At 70.1% G+C, this 15,622-nt stretch carries 15 protein-coding genes and 1 pseudogene; 7 read left to right on the top strand and 9 right to left on the bottom strand.

Annotated elements, in window-relative coordinates; genetic code table 11:
• Nucleotides 1-386 precede the first annotated feature (386 nt).
• The gene (locus tag AC3ERT_RS28530) at nucleotides 387-1,232 is read right to left on the bottom strand and encodes a helix-turn-helix transcriptional regulator (RefSeq protein WP_435177618.1); all 846 of its coding nucleotides are present in this window, start codon (nucleotides 1,230-1,232) and stop codon (nucleotides 387-389) included.
• A 144-nt stretch (nucleotides 1,233-1,376) separates the two neighbouring features.
• On the opposite strand from AC3ERT_RS28530, the gene AC3ERT_RS28525 reads away from it, so the two are divergent.
• From AC3ERT_RS28525 to AC3ERT_RS28505, 5 genes are all read left to right on the top strand, one after another.
• The gene (locus tag AC3ERT_RS28525; RefSeq protein ID WP_435129412.1) at nucleotides 1,377-2,678 is read left to right on the top strand and encodes an amidohydrolase family protein; all 1,302 of its coding nucleotides are present in this window, start codon (nucleotides 1,377-1,379) and stop codon (nucleotides 2,676-2,678) included.
• Nucleotides 2,678-3,148 carry a hypothetical protein gene (locus AC3ERT_RS28520; protein ID WP_435177616.1) on the top strand — a complete coding sequence of 157 codons (471 nt, stop codon included), beginning with the start codon at nucleotides 2,678-2,680 and terminating at the stop codon, nucleotides 3,146-3,148. The genes AC3ERT_RS28525 and AC3ERT_RS28520 overlap by 1 nt, the downstream gene beginning before the upstream one ends.
• Nucleotides 3,149-3,244: 96 nt before the next feature.
• The gene (locus AC3ERT_RS28515) at nucleotides 3,245-3,943 is read left to right on the top strand and encodes a response regulator transcription factor (protein ID WP_435177614.1); all 699 of its coding nucleotides are present in this window, start codon (nucleotides 3,245-3,247) and stop codon (nucleotides 3,941-3,943) included.
• The gene (locus tag AC3ERT_RS28510; RefSeq protein WP_435177612.1) at nucleotides 3,940-5,088 is read left to right on the top strand and encodes a sensor histidine kinase; all 1,149 of its coding nucleotides are present in this window, start codon (nucleotides 3,940-3,942) and stop codon (nucleotides 5,086-5,088) included. Before AC3ERT_RS28515 ends, AC3ERT_RS28510 begins: the two co-directional genes overlap by 4 nt.
• A 298-nt stretch (nucleotides 5,089-5,386) precedes the next feature.
• Nucleotides 5,387-6,700: an NAD(P)/FAD-dependent oxidoreductase gene (locus tag AC3ERT_RS28505; RefSeq protein ID WP_435177610.1), complete on the top strand. Its 1,314-nt coding sequence runs from the start codon at nucleotides 5,387-5,389 to the stop codon at nucleotides 6,698-6,700.
• A 45-nt stretch (nucleotides 6,701-6,745) separates the two neighbouring features.
• Here the strand turns inward: AC3ERT_RS28505 and AC3ERT_RS28500 are convergent, their stop codons facing one another.
• The 8 genes from AC3ERT_RS28500 to AC3ERT_RS28465 all read right to left on the bottom strand — a co-directional run bounded on the left by AC3ERT_RS28500 (nucleotide 6,746) and on the right by AC3ERT_RS28465 (nucleotide 13,460).
• Nucleotides 6,746-7,717 carry an AraC family transcriptional regulator gene (locus tag AC3ERT_RS28500; protein ID WP_435177608.1) on the bottom strand — a complete coding sequence of 324 codons (972 nt, stop codon included), beginning with the start codon at nucleotides 7,715-7,717 and terminating at the stop codon, nucleotides 6,746-6,748.
• Between the two features lie 333 nt (nucleotides 7,718-8,050).
• A complete protein-coding gene (locus AC3ERT_RS28495) occupies nucleotides 8,051-9,433 on the bottom strand; it encodes an FAD-binding oxidoreductase (RefSeq protein WP_435177606.1) in 1,383 nt (460 codons plus the stop codon).
• Between the two features lie 333 nt (nucleotides 9,434-9,766).
• Nucleotides 9,767-9,955 (bottom strand): hypothetical protein, encoded by a 189-nt coding sequence (locus AC3ERT_RS28490; RefSeq protein ID WP_435129388.1) that lies wholly within the window; start codon nucleotides 9,953-9,955, stop codon nucleotides 9,767-9,769.
• A 266-nt stretch (nucleotides 9,956-10,221) separates the two neighbouring features.
• Complete coding sequence (locus AC3ERT_RS28485; RefSeq protein ID WP_435177604.1) at nucleotides 10,222-10,374, bottom strand: hypothetical protein; 153 nt, start codon at nucleotides 10,372-10,374, stop codon at nucleotides 10,222-10,224.
• Nucleotides 10,375-10,578: 204 nt separating this feature from the next.
• The gene (locus AC3ERT_RS28480; protein WP_435177602.1) at nucleotides 10,579-11,118 is read right to left on the bottom strand and encodes a cupin domain-containing protein; all 540 of its coding nucleotides are present in this window, start codon (nucleotides 11,116-11,118) and stop codon (nucleotides 10,579-10,581) included.
• Between the two features lie 109 nt (nucleotides 11,119-11,227).
• Complete coding sequence (locus tag AC3ERT_RS28475) at nucleotides 11,228-12,361, bottom strand: glycosyltransferase (protein ID WP_435177600.1); 1,134 nt, start codon at nucleotides 12,359-12,361, stop codon at nucleotides 11,228-11,230.
• A 31-nt stretch (nucleotides 12,362-12,392) separates the two neighbouring features.
• Nucleotides 12,393-13,007 carry a TetR/AcrR family transcriptional regulator gene (locus AC3ERT_RS28470; protein WP_435129382.1) on the bottom strand — a complete coding sequence of 205 codons (615 nt, stop codon included), beginning with the start codon at nucleotides 13,005-13,007 and terminating at the stop codon, nucleotides 12,393-12,395.
• A gap of 204 nt (nucleotides 13,008-13,211) precedes the next feature.
• Nucleotides 13,212-13,460, bottom strand: coding sequence for an ArsR/SmtB family transcription factor (locus AC3ERT_RS28465; RefSeq protein WP_347583660.1), 249 nt, complete (start codon nucleotides 13,458-13,460; stop codon nucleotides 13,212-13,214).
• A 288-nt stretch (nucleotides 13,461-13,748) separates the two neighbouring features.
• Here AC3ERT_RS28465 and AC3ERT_RS28460 point away from each other — a divergent pair, with 288 nt between their 5' ends.
• Both AC3ERT_RS28460 and AC3ERT_RS28455 read left to right on the top strand, forming a co-directional pair.
• The gene (locus AC3ERT_RS28460; RefSeq protein ID WP_435177598.1) at nucleotides 13,749-14,702 is read left to right on the top strand and encodes an NmrA/HSCARG family protein; all 954 of its coding nucleotides are present in this window, start codon (nucleotides 13,749-13,751) and stop codon (nucleotides 14,700-14,702) included.
• A 449-nt stretch (nucleotides 14,703-15,151) separates the two neighbouring features.
• Nucleotides 15,152-15,601: pseudogene (locus AC3ERT_RS28455) on the top strand (ISL3 family transposase); the annotation flags it as partial.
• Nucleotides 15,602-15,622: the final 21 nt, after the last annotated feature.

Here is a 15,622-nt window from a genome sequence, read left to right as displayed (position 1 = left end):
GTACAAGGAGACCGCCCGCGGCGGCCTGGCCGTCAACGTCATCGAGTGCTGACGGCGTAGGCCCTGACCTGCGGGTTCCCTCCTACCAGCCCTGTCGGAGCCTTCCGGGAAAGTCCCTGGGATCGAGAGTCCTCCGGGCAGCATCAGCAGGAGCGACAGCGCCGAGGCTCGGCGGCAGGCAGCGAACCGTGGGCGACCCAAGGGATTGCAGAGCCTTTCGGAAATCGCAGGTCGTGAAGGGTTCTCCCCGCGCGAGCGGGGGTGGTCCGTGTACCTGGACGGCGAACTCGGACTGGTCGCCTCCAGTGCCGGGCGTCGGCAGGCGACGGGGCTCTCCACCGGAGACCCCGGCGGATCTGTCCAGTCGGGGCCACGGCGTCAGCGGTTCAGCCCAGCTCGGCGAGGTGCTCGATGCGTGCGGCGCTCTCGCTCCCCGGAACCGGCGAGAACACGTGCAGGGACTGGCCCGGCGCCGCGACGATCGCCAGCGTGCTGCAGTAGAGGTGTAGCTCACCCACCCGGGGGTGCCGCAGCAGGTGGGTCTCGACGCACGGCGAGAGCCTGATCTCCTGTGCCGTCCACAGCGCCGCGAAGGCCGAACTCGCCCCGGTCAGCTCGGTGACCACCTCGGTGATCCGTCGGTGCCGGGGGAACTGCGTCGACATCGCTCGAACGCTCGCGACGGTGGAGCGGGCGGTCAGCTCCCAGTCGTCGAAGAACGTCATGGCGCCCGGGTCGCAGAAGATCATCCGCAGCAGGTTGTCGGTCCGCCTGAACCCGCCGTAGAAGGCCGCCCCGACCGGGTTCAGCGCCACGATGTCCATCGCGGGATCGAGCACCGCGACCGGTACGCGCAGCTGCGCGTTGATCATCCCGAGGACGTCCGGACCGACCGCCGACGCCGGTTGTGCCTCGGCCAGTGTGCTGATCGGCCGGGCCAGCCGGAAGAGGTGGCCGGCGTCGTCGGCGGACAGCCGCAGGGCGCGAGCCAGTGACTCCAGCACCTGTTCCGACGGATGCCGCTCGCGGCCCTGTTCCAACCGCGTGTAGTAGTCAGCGCTCACCCCGGCCAGCTCCGCGAGCTCCTCCCGCCGCAGGCCCCGCACCTGCCGGCGACGCAGGTCGGGACGGAGGCCGGCCATATCCGGTTCGAGGCTCGCGCGGCGGCTGCGCAGGAACTTGCCGAGCGCTTCGCTTGCACCCGAACTACCGCCACCACCAGGTGTCGACACGCCTGAAGGGTACTACGCCGGAGATCGACCGGAGATGGTCGGCAACCGGCCACCTCCGGCAGGGTGCAGCACACCCTGCCGGAGGTGGCCGGGTCGCGGTGAAGCTGGCCGAGATCAGCACCTCCGACGATCCCGGGATCCGCCATGAGTCAGACACAGCCCGACCACCACCCTCCGACCGGCGATCTCCCCGCCGATCTCGCGATCGTCGGAGCGCGAGTCTTCGACGGCCGTGAACAGACGCGCTCGCAGGTCGTCGTGATCTCCGACGGGGTCATCGCTGCGGTGTCCGATGACGTTCCGGCCGGTGTCGAGCACGTCGACGGGCGCGGGGCGACCCTGTTGCCGGGCCTGATCGACGCGCACGTGCACACCGACGCCCGAGCCCAGCGGCTCGCGCTCACCTTCGGCGTGACCACCACCCTGGACATGGGCACCTTCGCCAGCTCGGACGAGCGCTACTCCTGGGCCACCGACGAGCGGTCGGCCGACATCCGCGCCGCCGGCCCGCCGATCACTGCCCCCGCGGGCCACCCCACGCAGATGTTCCCGGCGACCCGACCGGATGCGCACACCCCCTGCGCCCACGACTTCCCCCAGGTCGACGACCCGTTGGTGGCCCGAGCACGGGTCGAGGAGCTCGTGGCCTCCGGCTGGGACTTCGTCAAGTTCATCCTCGAGGACGGGGCGCTGCTGGGCAGCCCAGGCCTCGCGGAGTTGGCCCCGCGGGTCTACGAAGCCGGCGTCGAGGCAGCCCACGCCCACCGCCGGATGGCGGTGACGCACACCATGACCCGCGCCGGTACGGCGCTGGCCGCCCGCGCGGGCAGCGACGGGATCGTCCACCTGTTCGTCGACGGACCGCACTCGGCCGAGCTCGTCGAGACCGTCCGGGCCGCCGGGTCCTTCGTCACCCCGTGCCTCTCGCTCGTGGCGTCGCTCGCCGGTCGCACACCGACCGGTCTGGCCGAGGACCGCCGCGTCACCGACCGCCTGTCCCCCCGATGGCGCGAATCGCTGGACGGCAGCCTGGGCACCGCACCGGGCATTTCGTGGCGGCAGGTCACGGCGACCGTCCGTGCGCTCGCCGACGCCGGCGTCGACTTGCTCGCCGGGACGGACTTCCAGCCGGGACCGGGCCTGGTCCCGGGGGTGGTACCCGGGGCCAGCCTGCACGGAGAGCTCCAGCTGCTGGTGGACGCCGGTCTGTCACCGGTCCAGGCACTGCTGGCCGCGACCGCGACGCCGGCTCGGCGGTTCGGTCTGCACGACCGTGGGCGCATCGCCCCGGGTCTACGGGCCGACCTCCTGCTCGTCGATGGTGACCCGACCAACTCGATCGGGGACACGCTGGCGATCCGGCAGGTCTGGCGGGCCGGACGGTCACTGACGGCCGGCCTGGCCCCCCACCTCGGTTCCGATGTCGTTCCGCATGGAGGTCGTTGATGTCCAGAAGCATGTTGTCGGTCGGTCTGGACCCGGCGCTGGTGTCGAGGAGCGCGTCCTCGCGCGCGGCGTTCCCGGACATCGACGCCGAAACTATCCGCGCCGGCGTGGCCGCGAGCCAGGCGACGTTGCGGCGCCACGGCTTCCGGACCGACGTCTGCCTGCTCGACTACGGCGCGACCGCGGAGTCGGTGTTCCGAGCCGCCCTCGAAGCCACGTCCTACGACGTCGTCATGATCGGCGGCGGAGTGCGGATGGACCCCGCGTTGACCCACCTATTCGAGGTGCTGGTCAACGTGACGAGGGAACTGGCGCCGCAGGCGGTGCTGGTGTTCAACACCGGGCCGGCAACGACGGCGAACGCGGTCTTGCGGTGGCTGCCGGAACGCGTCCCGCTGGCGGACGCCCTGGCCACGTCCGAAGGGGCGGGACACAGTACCGTCCAGCCGCAGGAAAAGGGACACCGGTGACGGTCAACTGATCGCGGTCCCGGCGGCCGTTCCTTTCAAGAGCGTAAGAATTCTCCGGCCGGAATCGGCCGCAACTACGATGCGCGGGATGGCGGGATGGCGGACAACGTCGAGGTGATGATCGTGGAAGACGACGCCACCGTCCGCGCCGTCGTCACCGACTACCTCCGCGGTCGCGGGTACCAGGTCACCGAGTTCGCCGACGGCCGCACGGCACAGGAAACGCTGCGCACCGCCACGCCGGACGTGCTGGTCCTGGACCGGATGCTGCCCGGCGTCAGTGGAGACGAGCTGTGCCGTCACGTGCGGTCCGCGGCCCCCCAGACGTCGATCATCATGCTGACCGCGCTCGGAACGGCCGATGAACGGATCGACGGGCTCGAACACGGTGCGGACGACTACATCGCCAAGCCCTTCGTGCTGCGCGAGCTGCAGCTGCGGATCGAAGCGATGGTCCGGCGCAGCCGCCGTCCGCACTTGTTCTCCGCGCCCTTCACGGTCGGCCCGTTCCGGGTGCACCCCGCGCAGCGGACGATCTGGCTGAACAGCACCGAGATGACGCTCACGGCCCGCGAGTACGAGCTGTTCCTGTACCTGTTGCAGAATCCGGACCGGACCCTCAGCCGCGACGACATCATGCGCGAGGTCTGGGGGTGGAGCTTCGGCGAGACGTCCACCGTGACCGTGCACGTGCGCCGGCTGCGAGAGAAGATCGAGCCGGAGCCTCGATTTCCCCGCTACCTGCTCACCGAGTGGGGTCGCGGCTACCGGTTCACGGTGGAGGGCATCGCGTGACGCTTCCCGCGATCGACCTGCTGCTCGTCCTCGGCAGCGCCGTCTGCTGCACCACGGTGATCACCGTGACGGCGCTGCTGATCCTCCGATACTGCCCGCCCCGGTCCATCGCGTTCCAGTTCACGGTGGTGGTCGGCGCCGCCATCGCGTCCATCGTCTGCTCCACCGTCGCGATCGCCGTACTGATGTATCTGCCCCTGCACGACCTCGCGGTGCTGCTGTGGGTCATCGGGATCTCCGCAGCGCTGAGTCTCGCGGCGACCCTGCTCACCGCTCGTACGGCGAGTCGCGCGTTCGCCGACCTGCGGGTGACGGTCTCCCGCGTCGGCCAGGGCGACGTCGTCGACGCCCAGCGCCACAGCGGCAAGGAGTTCGCCGAGCTGTCCACTCTGCTCGCCGACGTGTCCGAACGCCTAGTGGCGGCCCGCACCGAGATCGAGCAGCTGGACGCCTCGCGCCGGCAGTTCTTCGCGTGGATCTCACACGACCTGCGCACCCCGCTCACCGGAGTCAGCGCCCTGGCCGAGGCGCTCGAGGACGGCGCCGTGGAGGAACCCGCCGACTACATCCGCCGCATCCGCCAACAGACCGCGACCATGAACCGGCTGGTCGACGACCTGTTCGAGCTCTCCCAGATCCAGAGCGGGCTGCTCCGGCTCCGGCCCGAGAACATCGAGCTGCTCGACATCGTCTCCGACGCCGTCTCCGACGTCCACCAGCTCGCGATCGCGAAGGACATCCGAATCCTCCAGGAGGACGTCGAGGGCCGAATGCTCCGGGCCGACCCGCACGAGCTCACCCGGGTCGTGGTCAACCTGCTCACCAACGGCATCCGCCACGCCCCGCACGGATCGGAGATCCTCATCTCCGCCGACCAGCACGACGACCAGCTGGTGCTGTCCCTGCTGGACCAGGGCGGCGGCGTCGACAGCGAGGACCTCACCCGGATGTTCGAGGTCGGCTGGCGCGGCACCGCGGCCCGTACCCCCGCGGTCCAGCCGGCCGGATCGCCCGGTGCCGGGCTCGGGCTGGCGATCGTCCGCGGCATCGTCCGGGCCCACGGCGGCGACGTGCACGCGGAGCATGCACCCCAGGGCTTCCGGCTGAACATCGCCCTGCCCACGGAAGCGACGCCAGCCGGCTGACCCGCCGCCCGCCCGCTCCGGTTGTGCGGCCCGCGATGGTCGCGACGATTCAAGCTTAAACAATCTTGGTGGTGAGCCCGCGGGTGGCGCCGGTGTTCCATCGAGATCGTCGCCGCGGTCCACGACCCGGCCTCGGTCCGGCTCCTAGCGTCAACCCAGGTCGTTCTGCCGGCCGCCCACAGTGGTCCGCGGGCGTGGCCAGGGCGGAACTTCCCCCTCCCTGTGCCGCACCGAACGAAAGACTCGATCCATGACGCATGATCGACCGTACGGCCACGCCGTTGTCGCCGGCGGCAGTGTGGCCGGCCTGCTGGCCGCGCACAGCCTGGCCCGGCACTTCTCCCGGGTCACGCTGGTCGAGCGCGATCTGCTGCCGGCGAACGACCGGACGCACCGGCGCGGTGTGCCGCAGAGCCGGCACCTGCACATCCTGCCCGGGCTGGGACGGCAGACGATGGAGAAGCTGATGCCCGGCCTGACGGCGGAACTGCTGGCCGACGGAGCCGTGTCCACCGACGTGCTGGGCGGAATCCGCTACGTGCTCGAAGGTCACCGCGCCGAGCGGGCGCCGATGGATCTGCACGCCGTTCTCGCCGGGCGGCCGCTCATCGAAAGGCGGATCCGCGAACGGCTGCGCGCCGTAGAGAACGTCACCTTCCGCGACGGCCATGAGGTGACCGGGCTCGCGCTCGACAGCGTGACCGGCCGGGTCAGCGGGACGTACACCGCACCCGCCGACGACCCGACCGCGAGCACGCTCCTGGCGGCCGATCTCGTGGTCGACGCGACCGGCCGTGGCGGCCGCGGAACCGCTTGGCTCCGAGCGGCCGGACTCGGCGTTCCCGACGAGGACGAGGTCACCATCCGGATCGCCTACACGACGCGACACTTCCGGCGCGCCCCTGGAGAGCTCGGTGACGATCAGGCCGTGATCATCACCCCTACCGCCGAGAACCGCCGCGGCGCCGTACTGAACGCGCAGGAGGACGGCACCTGGATCGCCACCTTGTTCGGGTACCTCGGCGAGGAATCGCCGGTGGACCTCGACGGGTTCCGGGCGTTCGCCGCGAGCCTGGCCGCCCCGGACGTGGCCGAGGTGATCGAGCGCGCCGAGCCGCTCGACGACGGGACACTGATCCGCTTTCCCGCCAGCCGGCGCCGCCACTTCGAGACGCTCGCCACGCTGCCCGACGGCTACCTCGCGCTCGGCGACGCGTTGTGCAGCTTCAACCCCATCTACGGTCAGGGCATGGCGATGGCCACGCTGGAAGCGGAACTGCTCGACAGTTGTCTGACGGCCCGAGCGGGCAGACCTTGGTCCGAAGGCGCGGGAATCACCCGGGACTTCTATGCGCGGGTCACGCCGACGGTCGATGTCGCGTGGGCGACGGCAGTGGGAGCCGATCTGCGGTACCCCGAGGTCGCGGGGCCGCGAACTCCCGGGGTCGAGCAGATCAACGCTTTCATGAGCAGCATGTATCGGGCGGCGTCGCAGGACGTCGAGGTCAGTGAGGTTCTCGTCCGGCTGATCAATCTCCTGGCCGGGCCGGAGATCCTCGAAGACCCCGCGTTCGCCGAGCGCGTGCAGAAGGCCGCAGCCCGGATCAGTTGATCCGGCCGTCGTTCCCGGCCGGATCGGAGGTCACCGGCCGCCCGGTTACTCCACGCGGCCGGTGATCGCGGACCCGCCCAGCACCCGTCCGAGCACACGCTGCGGCTCGGGCTCAGAGGCACGGCGGGCGAGTCGCGACGGCGGTTCGCCGTACTCACGCTTGAAGGCGCGGACGAAGTGGCTGGCGTCGGCGAAGTGGTAGCGGGCGGCGAGCTCGGAGATGCTCGAGCCGCTCCCGGCGCCCGCCGTCAAGTCCTGATGGGCCTGCGCCAGGCGGCGGCGCCTGATGTAACTGGACGCGGACTCACCCGTGGTGGCGAAAGCTCGTTGCAACGTGCGCAGGGACACGTGCAGCTCGCTCGCGAGGATGTCAGGGCTCAGGTCGGCATCGGTGAGCAAGGAGTCGGCGAGGGACCGGGCCGCGTCGGCGAGCGCCACAGCCAGGCGTGGCTCGGACCGGTCCGGACCCTCACCTGAGACCAACGCCCTGGTCAGCTCGATCAGCGCGTTGCGGGCGGCCGTCACCGCCGCCGGGCTGAGGTCGCTCAAGGACTGCTGGACCGCGGTCAGATGGGCCTTCAGCAGCCGGAGGTCCGCGGACTCCGTGGTGCCGACGATCGCCCGGTCGGTGAACAGCGAACCGAGGTCGGCCGCCGGCAGGATGAGCACGGTCGAGCGGGTCCGTGGACCGATCGCGAAATCCCACGAGGGGTCGTTGTGTCTGGCCACGAACTGGTTGCGCGCCATGTCGATCACGTCGCCGCGCTTGTGCGACCGGGTGATGCGCCACGTTCCGCGCCGGCCGATGTGGACGACGACCCGGTCGTTGAGGTGCTCGAACCGGCCGCCGGTGCCGCCCACGATCGATTCGCTGTAGAGGTCCTCGATGACCGCGTCGCCGATTTTGCAGTGCCGGATGCGGACCCGGTAGTCGTTCGCACCGACCGGGGACGACGGTGGGATCGGGATCACGCCGCCGACCTGCGCGTCCCAGCGCCGTTCGAGACTCTCGGCCATGTCCGGTTCCTGCGGTGACACAGTCACATCCACCGTCCAGACGCGCTGCTCATCGGCGGACCGGGCCGCCGGCGCGGGCGTCGGTGCCACTCGGGTGTTGTCCATGAGCCGTCCCTTTCAGCTGACCGCGGTCCGTTCCGCCGGTCATCTCGTGTGCGCGGCCACGGCACCGCCCTGCCGGATGCCGTGCTGGGCGGCGGGCGGGCAGTGGTCACCCTCCCGGGCCGGGTCGGCGGGGGCGGATACCCCGCCACCGCAGACCCGGCCGACCAGGTCGGCGCACCGACCAGGCCAGACAAGGCACCGATCAGCGCCGAGGCGTCACGTGATCCGTCAGCCCGCCGTGCGGGCCGGCTCAACCGGGTGGTTCCCGCGGACCAGGTCCGCAGGGTCGTACAGGGCCTTGACCCGGCGGAGGCGGTCGAGCGTGGCCTCGTCCGCGAACGGGGCGCCGCCAGGACGTTCGGCGAGGTTCAGGTACGACGTCGCCGCTCCCCAGGGCCGCAGAGCCTCACACAGCCGGTCCAGGGCGAGGTGCGCCGCCTTGACGCTCAGCTCGTCGGTGGTGAGCGCGGCTGAGAAGACGAAGTACCCGGCGTCGAAGCCCGTCACGGCGCCGCCCTTGGCCGGGTCCGGCGCGAAGGCCCCTCCGAGGTGCCGGATCTCGGTCCCCAGCAGGGGAAAGTCCTCGCCCGGCCCGGCAACGGACAGGAAGGCGTCCAGGGCGTCGCTGGGCAGGTCCGTCAGGAGGAACCCGTCGCCGGCTGCGCGCACCGGCACCAACGGGTCCATGTGGATCGCGGCGAGCTCCACCGGGCTCGATGGGCGCACAGAGTCCATCACGGGTCCGAGCGCGCGCAGCGGGGCGAGCAGCTCGTCGGACTCCTGCTGTCCCAGGAGCGAGACCAGCTCGACCACAACGAACGACTGACCCCGCACCTCCTCCGGGATGTCCGGCACCGGTGGAAACCGCAGGATCCGCCCGATCGAGGTGACCGCGTCCGGCACGGTGGCGGTCCAGTCCCGCCAGGCGTGCAGCACCTCGGAGGCCCGCTCCAGCGGGAAGAACAGGACGCCGCCGTGCAGGTCGGGTGTCCGCACGAGGGCGATCTCCAGCGCGGTCACGACGGCGAAGCTGCCGCCGCCGCCCCGGATCGCCCAGAACAGCTCGGGGTCGCTCTTGGCGTCGATGTGCCGCGCCACGCCATCTGCCGTCACGACGTCGGCCGAGACCACGTGATTGGCGGCGAGCCCGTACCGGCGCCCCAGCCACGACAACCCGCCACCCAGGGTGTAACCGACGACACCGACGGTCGGTGAGGTGCCCGCCAGACCGACCAACCCGTGACGAGCGACGGCGGCCGTCAGGTCGCCCCAGATCACGCCCGCCTCGACGCGGACGGTGCCGGCCCCGGGATTCTCGGTGATTCCGGTCAGACCGGACGTCCGCAGGAGCACCGTGCCGTCCAGAGCCCCGAGAGGCCCGGCGTTGTGGCCGGTCGACTGGGCCGCGACCCGCAGACCGGCCGCCCGCGCGGCGTTCACCGTCGCGACCACGTCGCTCGGGGACGCGGCGAGCACGACGGCGTCGGGCCGCTGGTCGACCGCCAGTTGAAAGGCCTGGCGCGCCTCGTCCCAGCCCGGCTCCCCGGGGAGGACAAGGCTGCCGACGAGCGCGGACCGCAAGCCTGCGGCGTCGAGGGGGTTCGAGGACATCAAGGACTCCTGTCGATTCACCGCGCGGTCCGCGCGGTAGGGGAGGGTCGATCGGGGTGGCGTCGGTCGGCGCGCCGTTCCAGGACGCCGTCCAGGCCGCGACATCGGCGGAGAGCTCTGGCCGCTCCTGAGGCGCGTGGTCCCGCTCCTGGGCCGGCAACGACACGATGCCGTCCGGGACGATGCGGTCGCCGGTGCGGGTGCTGACGGACCGGCGGCCCACCACGCCGCGGGTGCGCAGCTCCCTGCCGCGGGTGATCACGTGCTCGGTGTAGAAGAGGCGCTCGTCCCACCCGATCACGCGCGAGGTGATCTCGATCCGGTCCCACGGCCTCAGGGGCCGAAGCGGTAGCGCATCGTGGACGCCGCGACCAACCCGACCCACGAGCGCTTGGCCGCGAGGCGCGTGCCACCCATCTCCGCGATCTGCTGGGCGGCCGCGACGCCGATCAGCAGCCGGCGTCCAGGCACCGGTCCGGTCCGCACCAGCGCGCGCCAGGCAAACTGCACCATTCGTGCCATGCGTCCTCCATCTCGTCGCTGGTTCTCGACGCGCCGGGCTGCTTCTCTCTGGCCGATCTGAGGCCGGCGGCGTGCGGGAAGGCAACGCACATGCCGTCGGTGTCCCCGAAACATGGCACGGCCGGACTCGGGAACGGGATGTCTTTCAATAACGTAAGAACACCCAGACCTGGGCCCGTTGTGGTTACGGCGAGGAGCGTGGACACGAGGGGCCGAGAACATGGTCACGATCGGGATCGCGGTCATCGCCGGCAACATTCCTGCAACTACGCCAGGGCCGGCCACCAACGGGCGCCTGCTCCCTGCCCGCCGGTGTACAGGATGTGGTCTCCAACGACCTGGACCACCGACTCCGGGTGCTCGAACACCTGGCGGAAGGCGAGGTCGCTGCCTCCAGGAGCGGGCCAGTTGATCGTCATGACCGCAACCCAGGTTCGAGGCACGACCGGGAGGAGTCTCTTACGGTCTCTCAAGATCTGCGGCGACCGCGCGGCCGGTAGCTACGCTCGCGCCATGTCAGTGGGCTCCGCGTTCAGACGCCGTCCTACGTGTGATGTCCAGGGAAGTTGTCCCGATTCCCTGACACGTGGTCGGGCTATTGAATGAGGATCGTCCTCATTTCCTCAGCGAGAAGTCGCGAGCCTGCTGACTCGCCGGTGATCAGGCGGCGAACAGGCGCGCCGAGCCGCATCGTCCGCCTGTAACGGCGCTACGAGGATGGTCTGGCCGGTCGCTGCGGCGGCATGCACCATTGCGTCGAATGAGATGCGCCAGCCGACGGGCCGAGGCGAGGAAACGTCGCGGCAGACCCTACGGAGGAATGCCTCCAACCCACCCGGTGTGGTGACGGTGAGCTTCTCTGCGTCGGCAGTGATGCGATGTGCCGTGGTGACACCGCGCGGCACAAACACGACCCCGCCGGCCGACAGCTCGAAGCGATGCTCGCCGACCCAGTAAATGCCGCTGCCACTCAGCATCACCACGATCTCGTCCTCGCACGCGTACGGCTGCACCGATGAGGTTGTTCCGGCCGGCGCGGCCAAGCGAGACAACTCCGGCTGTCCGCCCGTCGGCGTACGGTCCAGCAGAACCTGCCTCAACCCGCCGTTGAGCCAATCCAGCGACTGATGGTCAGCCGTCGCCGCGGCGTGGGGCGTTTCCATTCACTGGTTCCTCATCGGTTCGGGCATCGCCAACCATGGCCCGTTTCGTCCACGCCTCCCGAGACAATGAGCGGGTCTGGCCGGGACCCACCGAGGAGTGAGGGCGGTGTCAGTGCAGGGTGTTGGCCAGGCGTGTCGCGACCTCGGCGGGTGAGGGCATGGCTGCGATCTGCTGGGCCACCGCGCGGGCCGCACCGGCGTATGCGGTATCCGCGTGCAGCGTTGCGACGGCCTTGGCGACGGCCTGCGGCACGTCGGGCCCGGGCTGTACGGCGATGCCGGCGCCGGAGGCGCCGACCACCGTTGCCTGGAGGAACTGGTCGGCGCCCTGGGGCACCACGACGAGCGGCAGGCCACGGGCCAGCGAACCGAGGGTGGTACCGGCGCCGCCGTGGGTGACCACCAGATCGACGTCGTGCAGCAGCTCGGCCAGCGGGGCGAAGTCGGTGAAGGTGACGCCGTCGCCCGCGGCTCCGAAGTCCTCGGCCTGCGCGGTGAGCCCGAGGGTGACCACGAGCTCCGCTCCTGTGGCACGCAGCTCGGTGAGGATCGGGATCAGGACCGCCGGGTCCGAGAAGTGGGTGCCGAACGTGACCAAGACGCGGGTCTGCCCGCTGCGCCGAGGCGCCTGGGCCGGGGCTCCTATCGGATCCGGACCCTGGTGCGGCTCGGGCCGCAGCAGCACCCGGGTCTGCGGGGCGTCCCAGCCGGGCGTTTGGAGCAGGTCTGGGCACGGGTCGAGGTACCACCGGGCAGGCACGGGGGTAAGTCCGCGGTCGGCGTAGCGGACGGCGGCCACCCGGCTGATCCCGTCGGTGAACTCCGCGGGGATCGCCGGCCCGAAGGCCAGGGTCGCCAGCGGGACCTCCAGCGCGGCCGCCACCAGCGGCCCGACGAAGTCCATCGCCTCGGCCACGATCAGGTCGGGCGCGAAGGCACGGGAGGCGGCCATGGCGTCGTCCGCGGTCAGGTCGATCCGGGTGCCGGCGAAGAACTCCGCGACGGCCTCCGGAGTGGGGTCCGCGGCCGCGTCGACGCCAGTGCGACGGGCCGACTCCGCGAAGAGGACGTCCGCGCCAGGGCCGACAGGGAGCAGCTCGATGCGCTCGGGGGCCAGCACCGGCGCGAAGAGACCTGCGGTCATGACCGCCACCTGGTCGCCCCGGTCCCGGAAGGCGCGGGCGAGCGGGAGCTGGGGCAGCAGGTGGCCGTGCGCGGGCGTGCTTGAGAAGAGTATTCGCATATTGAGTAGCGTACTACTTCATTGAATTAAGTCACTCCCCAGCGTCGTACGGCTCGTCGGTCAGGCCGCACAGCGCGAACAGCAATTCGCGCCGCAACCAGTCCTGGCAGGCCTGCCAGCTCCACCCGAGTCCGCGCAGCCGGAACCAGGACTCCGGCCCCACGTAGTACGTCAGGACGTCGACCGCTCGAGTCGTTGTGAGGCCAGGGCGCAACGCGCCCACGGTGGCGAGCCGGGCCGAGACGATGTGGAAGCGCTCGCGCAGCAGCCGCTCCGTCCCGGCGGAGATCTCGCCGATCTCGGCGTCCACCGAGGCGTTCTCGACCAGCACGGCCATCATCCGCCCGTGGCGCCGGACGACATCCCCGGTGCCGCGTACGACCAGGCTCGCGATCTCGCGGGCGTCCGAAGCCTCGGCGACGACCGCGAGAGCGGTACCGATTCTGTTGTCCTCCGCCGCGCGTTCGGTGAGCGCACGAATCAGGGCGAGCTTGTTCCCGAAGGAGGCGTAGACCGTACCCTGCGCCACCCCGGCCTCTTGTGCGATCCGCCCGATGGTCACGCGCGGGTAGCCATGCTCGGCGAAGAGGGCTTCCGCGGCGTCCAGAATGGCGGTCCGGGTCGCGGCGGCAGCCCGCTCTCGCACGGCAGAACGATATGTACGTGGCACGCGCCCACTGTAGGTGCGTGGTCGCGGGTGGGCCGGCGAACGCGGCCAGCGTGGAGAGCGAGGCTTCGAGGATCGCGGAGGCAGGGATCGGTTCCTGCCTCCGTCACGCCCGCGATGTCGCGAGGAGTCTGGTGTGCCGTGCGCCGCTGGTCGCCTCGTGGCGCCCTTTCGTGATCGTCGCTATGTGCCGCGGAGCATCTCCGCGAGTCGCGACAGCGTGCCCTCGTTGCGTTTGTAGTGGATCCACTTGCCGACCCGTGTGGCCTGTACCAGGCCTGCCCGCTCGAGGGTTGCCATGTACGAGGAGACTGTCGATTGCGCCAGCCCCGACTTGGCCTGCAGATGGCTGACGCAGACTCCGACCTCGTCCCGGTCGGCTATGGGCTCCCACTGAGCGAACTCGCGGTGAGGGTCCCGCAGCCAGTCCATGATTTGCAGCCGTGCGGGGTTCGCCAGCGCCTTCAAGGCCTCGACCGCAGCCAGAGGGGGCTCGTTCTCCGCGTCGCCTCCTGAGTTCGTTGCCTGTGACGTCGCCACGGTCGCCTCCTCGCCTCTCACACACCATCGTATCTCGATGTGACGAACCGGGTTCACCCCCAGTCACACATTGACACATCGCGATATCTCGATATGATTCCTGCGTTCACGCCCCTCCGGTATCTGCCGCGCACCTGCCGTCCGCCGCGAACACCGGGGATACACAAGAGGAAGTACACGATGTCTGAGAGCAGCAAGCCGTTGATCGTCGTCGCGGGTGCCACCAGCAAGCAGGGAAGGAGCGTCGTCACCTCCTTGCTTGAGAGCGGCAGGTTCCGAGTGCGATCCCTGACCCGAGACGCCGGCTCCGCCCAGGCCCGGAGCCTGGCAGGACTGGGAGCGGAGATCGCCGAGGTTCCTCTCGCGCTGGGTCACCAGCGCGAGCTCGTCGACGCGTTCGGATCGGCCGAGGGGGCCTTCCTGATGACCCCGCCCATCGCGCCGCCCTCCACCGAGGAGTTCCTTCTCGGGCGCCAACTTGCCGATGCAGCGGTCGAGGCCGGAGTGAGCCACGTCGTCTTCAGTGCTCTCGAGAACGTCGACGAGCGGTCCTCGGGCACCAAGTATGCCCCGCACTTCACCGACAAGGCGCTCGTCGCGGAGTACATCCGGACTCTGCCGATCGCGCACACCTTCCTCATGCTCTCGTTCTTCTACACCAACGCGCTGGAGTACTACCCGCCGCGCATCGATGGTGACACGGTGCTCATGCCTTTCTACCTCCCCGAAGACTTCCGTGCCCCGTTCGTGGACCCACTCACCGCGACCGGGCCGGCCGCCCTCGAGGTGTTCTCCAACCCCGACACCTACCACGGCGCCTGTCTGCCGGTCGTGGGGGACGTCATCTCCCCGGCCGAGATGGTCGAGGAGTTCTCCCGCGTCACCGGACTCAAAGCCGAATACCGCAGCGCCTACTCTCGCGAAGACCTGCTGACCTACTTCCCCGCGCTGGGAGAGAACCCTCTGCTGGTCGACGAGACCCTCGGCATGGTCCAGTACGCGGTCGAACTCGGATACTTCCGAGACGACCGCGACATGACGTGGAGCCGGCGCATCGATCCCAACACGCTGAGCTGGGAGCAGTTCCTCCGCAAGACCGACTGGCATGGCCAGCCGGTCACCTTCGGTCACTAGACCCATCGCCGACGAGATCGGACACGCGCCATTCAGGGAGGCCTCGACGATCTCCACGTGATTGACGTCGACCGGGGTGGTGGCGACCGATTGACTGTTCGGGTCGAGTCGGCGCGGATGGTGAGGGGCTGCCGGGCCTGCGGCGCGATCGCTCACTCCCACGGTCGACGCGAGGTGGTCCTTTAATCGACGCACCTTGCTTCGCCCGGCCCGTGAAGATCGTGTGGCGCAAGCGGACCTGGCGCTGTGTCGAACCGGCCTGCCCGGTCGGCACGTTCACCGAGCAGAACCATACGGTGGCCGAGCCGCGGGCGCTGCTCACCGTGCGGGCGTGCTGGTGGGTGATCCGACCATTGCGGCGTGAGCACGCCTCCGTGCGCGGGATCGCCCGCCAGCTCGGCACGACATGGAACACGGTGTGGAGCTCGATCCGTCCCCTTCCCAAGGCGATGGCCAAGGAAGCGACCTCGGACCCGTTCCGCGGCTACAAGAACGCCACCGATGACAAGCTCGAGGATGCGACTGCGGTCCTGGATGCATTCCACGTCGTCAAGCTCGGTTCCGCGGCCGTCGACGAGGTCCGTCGTCGCGTCCAGCAACAGATCCACGGCCACCGGAGCAGGAAGGGCGACCTGCTCTACGGCATCCGCACCATCTTGCGCTGCGGGGTCGAGAAAATCACCGACCGACAACGAGCGCGACTCGACCTCGCGATCGCCGCTGACGAACGCCACGACGAGGTTCTGGTCGCCTGGCTCTGCGCCCAGCAACTGCGAGCCGCCACCAGGCCGGCAGTCCCGCCGAGGGACGCAAGATCGCCGAGAAGGTCCTCGCTACCTTCCCGACGTGCCCAGCAATGGCGCGAAGCCCTCCTCGCCTACTTCGACACCGGCCGCGCCAACAACGGCGGCACAGAGGCC

It is taken from the genome of Actinacidiphila sp. bgisy145, from assembly GCF_057708125.1.
This window is presented reverse-complemented; position numbering and strand designations above follow the sequence as displayed.

What these genes read in the sequence shown, in the direction of transcription:
- AC3ERT_RS28525 (WP_435129412.1), top strand. Translation starts at nt 1,377, where the DNA reads ATGAGTCAGACACAGCCCGACCACCACCCTCCGACCGGCGATCTCCCC.
- AC3ERT_RS28520 (WP_435177616.1), top strand. Translation starts at nt 2,678, where the DNA reads ATGTCCAGAAGCATGTTGTCGGTCGGTCTGGACCCGGCGCTGGTGTCG.
- AC3ERT_RS28515 (WP_435177614.1), top strand. Translation starts at nt 3,245, where the DNA reads ATGGCGGACAACGTCGAGGTGATGATCGTGGAAGACGACGCCACCGTC.
- AC3ERT_RS28500 (WP_435177608.1), bottom strand. Translation starts at nt 7,717, where the DNA reads ATGGCCGAGAGTCTCGAACGGCGCTGGGACGCGCAGGTCGGCGGCGTG.
- AC3ERT_RS28495 (WP_435177606.1), bottom strand. Translation starts at nt 9,433, where the DNA reads ATGTCCTCGAACCCCCTCGACGCCGCAGGCTTGCGGTCCGCGCTCGTC.
- AC3ERT_RS28490 (WP_435129388.1), bottom strand. Translation starts at nt 9,955, where the DNA reads ATGGCACGAATGGTGCAGTTTGCCTGGCGCGCGCTGGTGCGGACCGGA.
- AC3ERT_RS28485 (WP_435177604.1), bottom strand. Translation starts at nt 10,374, where the DNA reads ATGACGATCAACTGGCCCGCTCCTGGAGGCAGCGACCTCGCCTTCCGC.
- AC3ERT_RS28480 (WP_435177602.1), bottom strand. Translation starts at nt 11,118, where the DNA reads ATGGAAACGCCCCACGCCGCGGCGACGGCTGACCATCAGTCGCTGGAT.
- AC3ERT_RS28475 (WP_435177600.1), bottom strand. Translation starts at nt 12,361, where the DNA reads ATGCGAATACTCTTCTCAAGCACGCCCGCGCACGGCCACCTGCTGCCC.
- AC3ERT_RS28465 (WP_347583660.1), bottom strand. Translation starts at nt 13,460, where the DNA reads ATGGACTGGCTGCGGGACCCTCACCGCGAGTTCGCTCAGTGGGAGCCC.
- AC3ERT_RS28460 (WP_435177598.1), top strand. Translation starts at nt 13,749, where the DNA reads ATGTCTGAGAGCAGCAAGCCGTTGATCGTCGTCGCGGGTGCCACCAGC.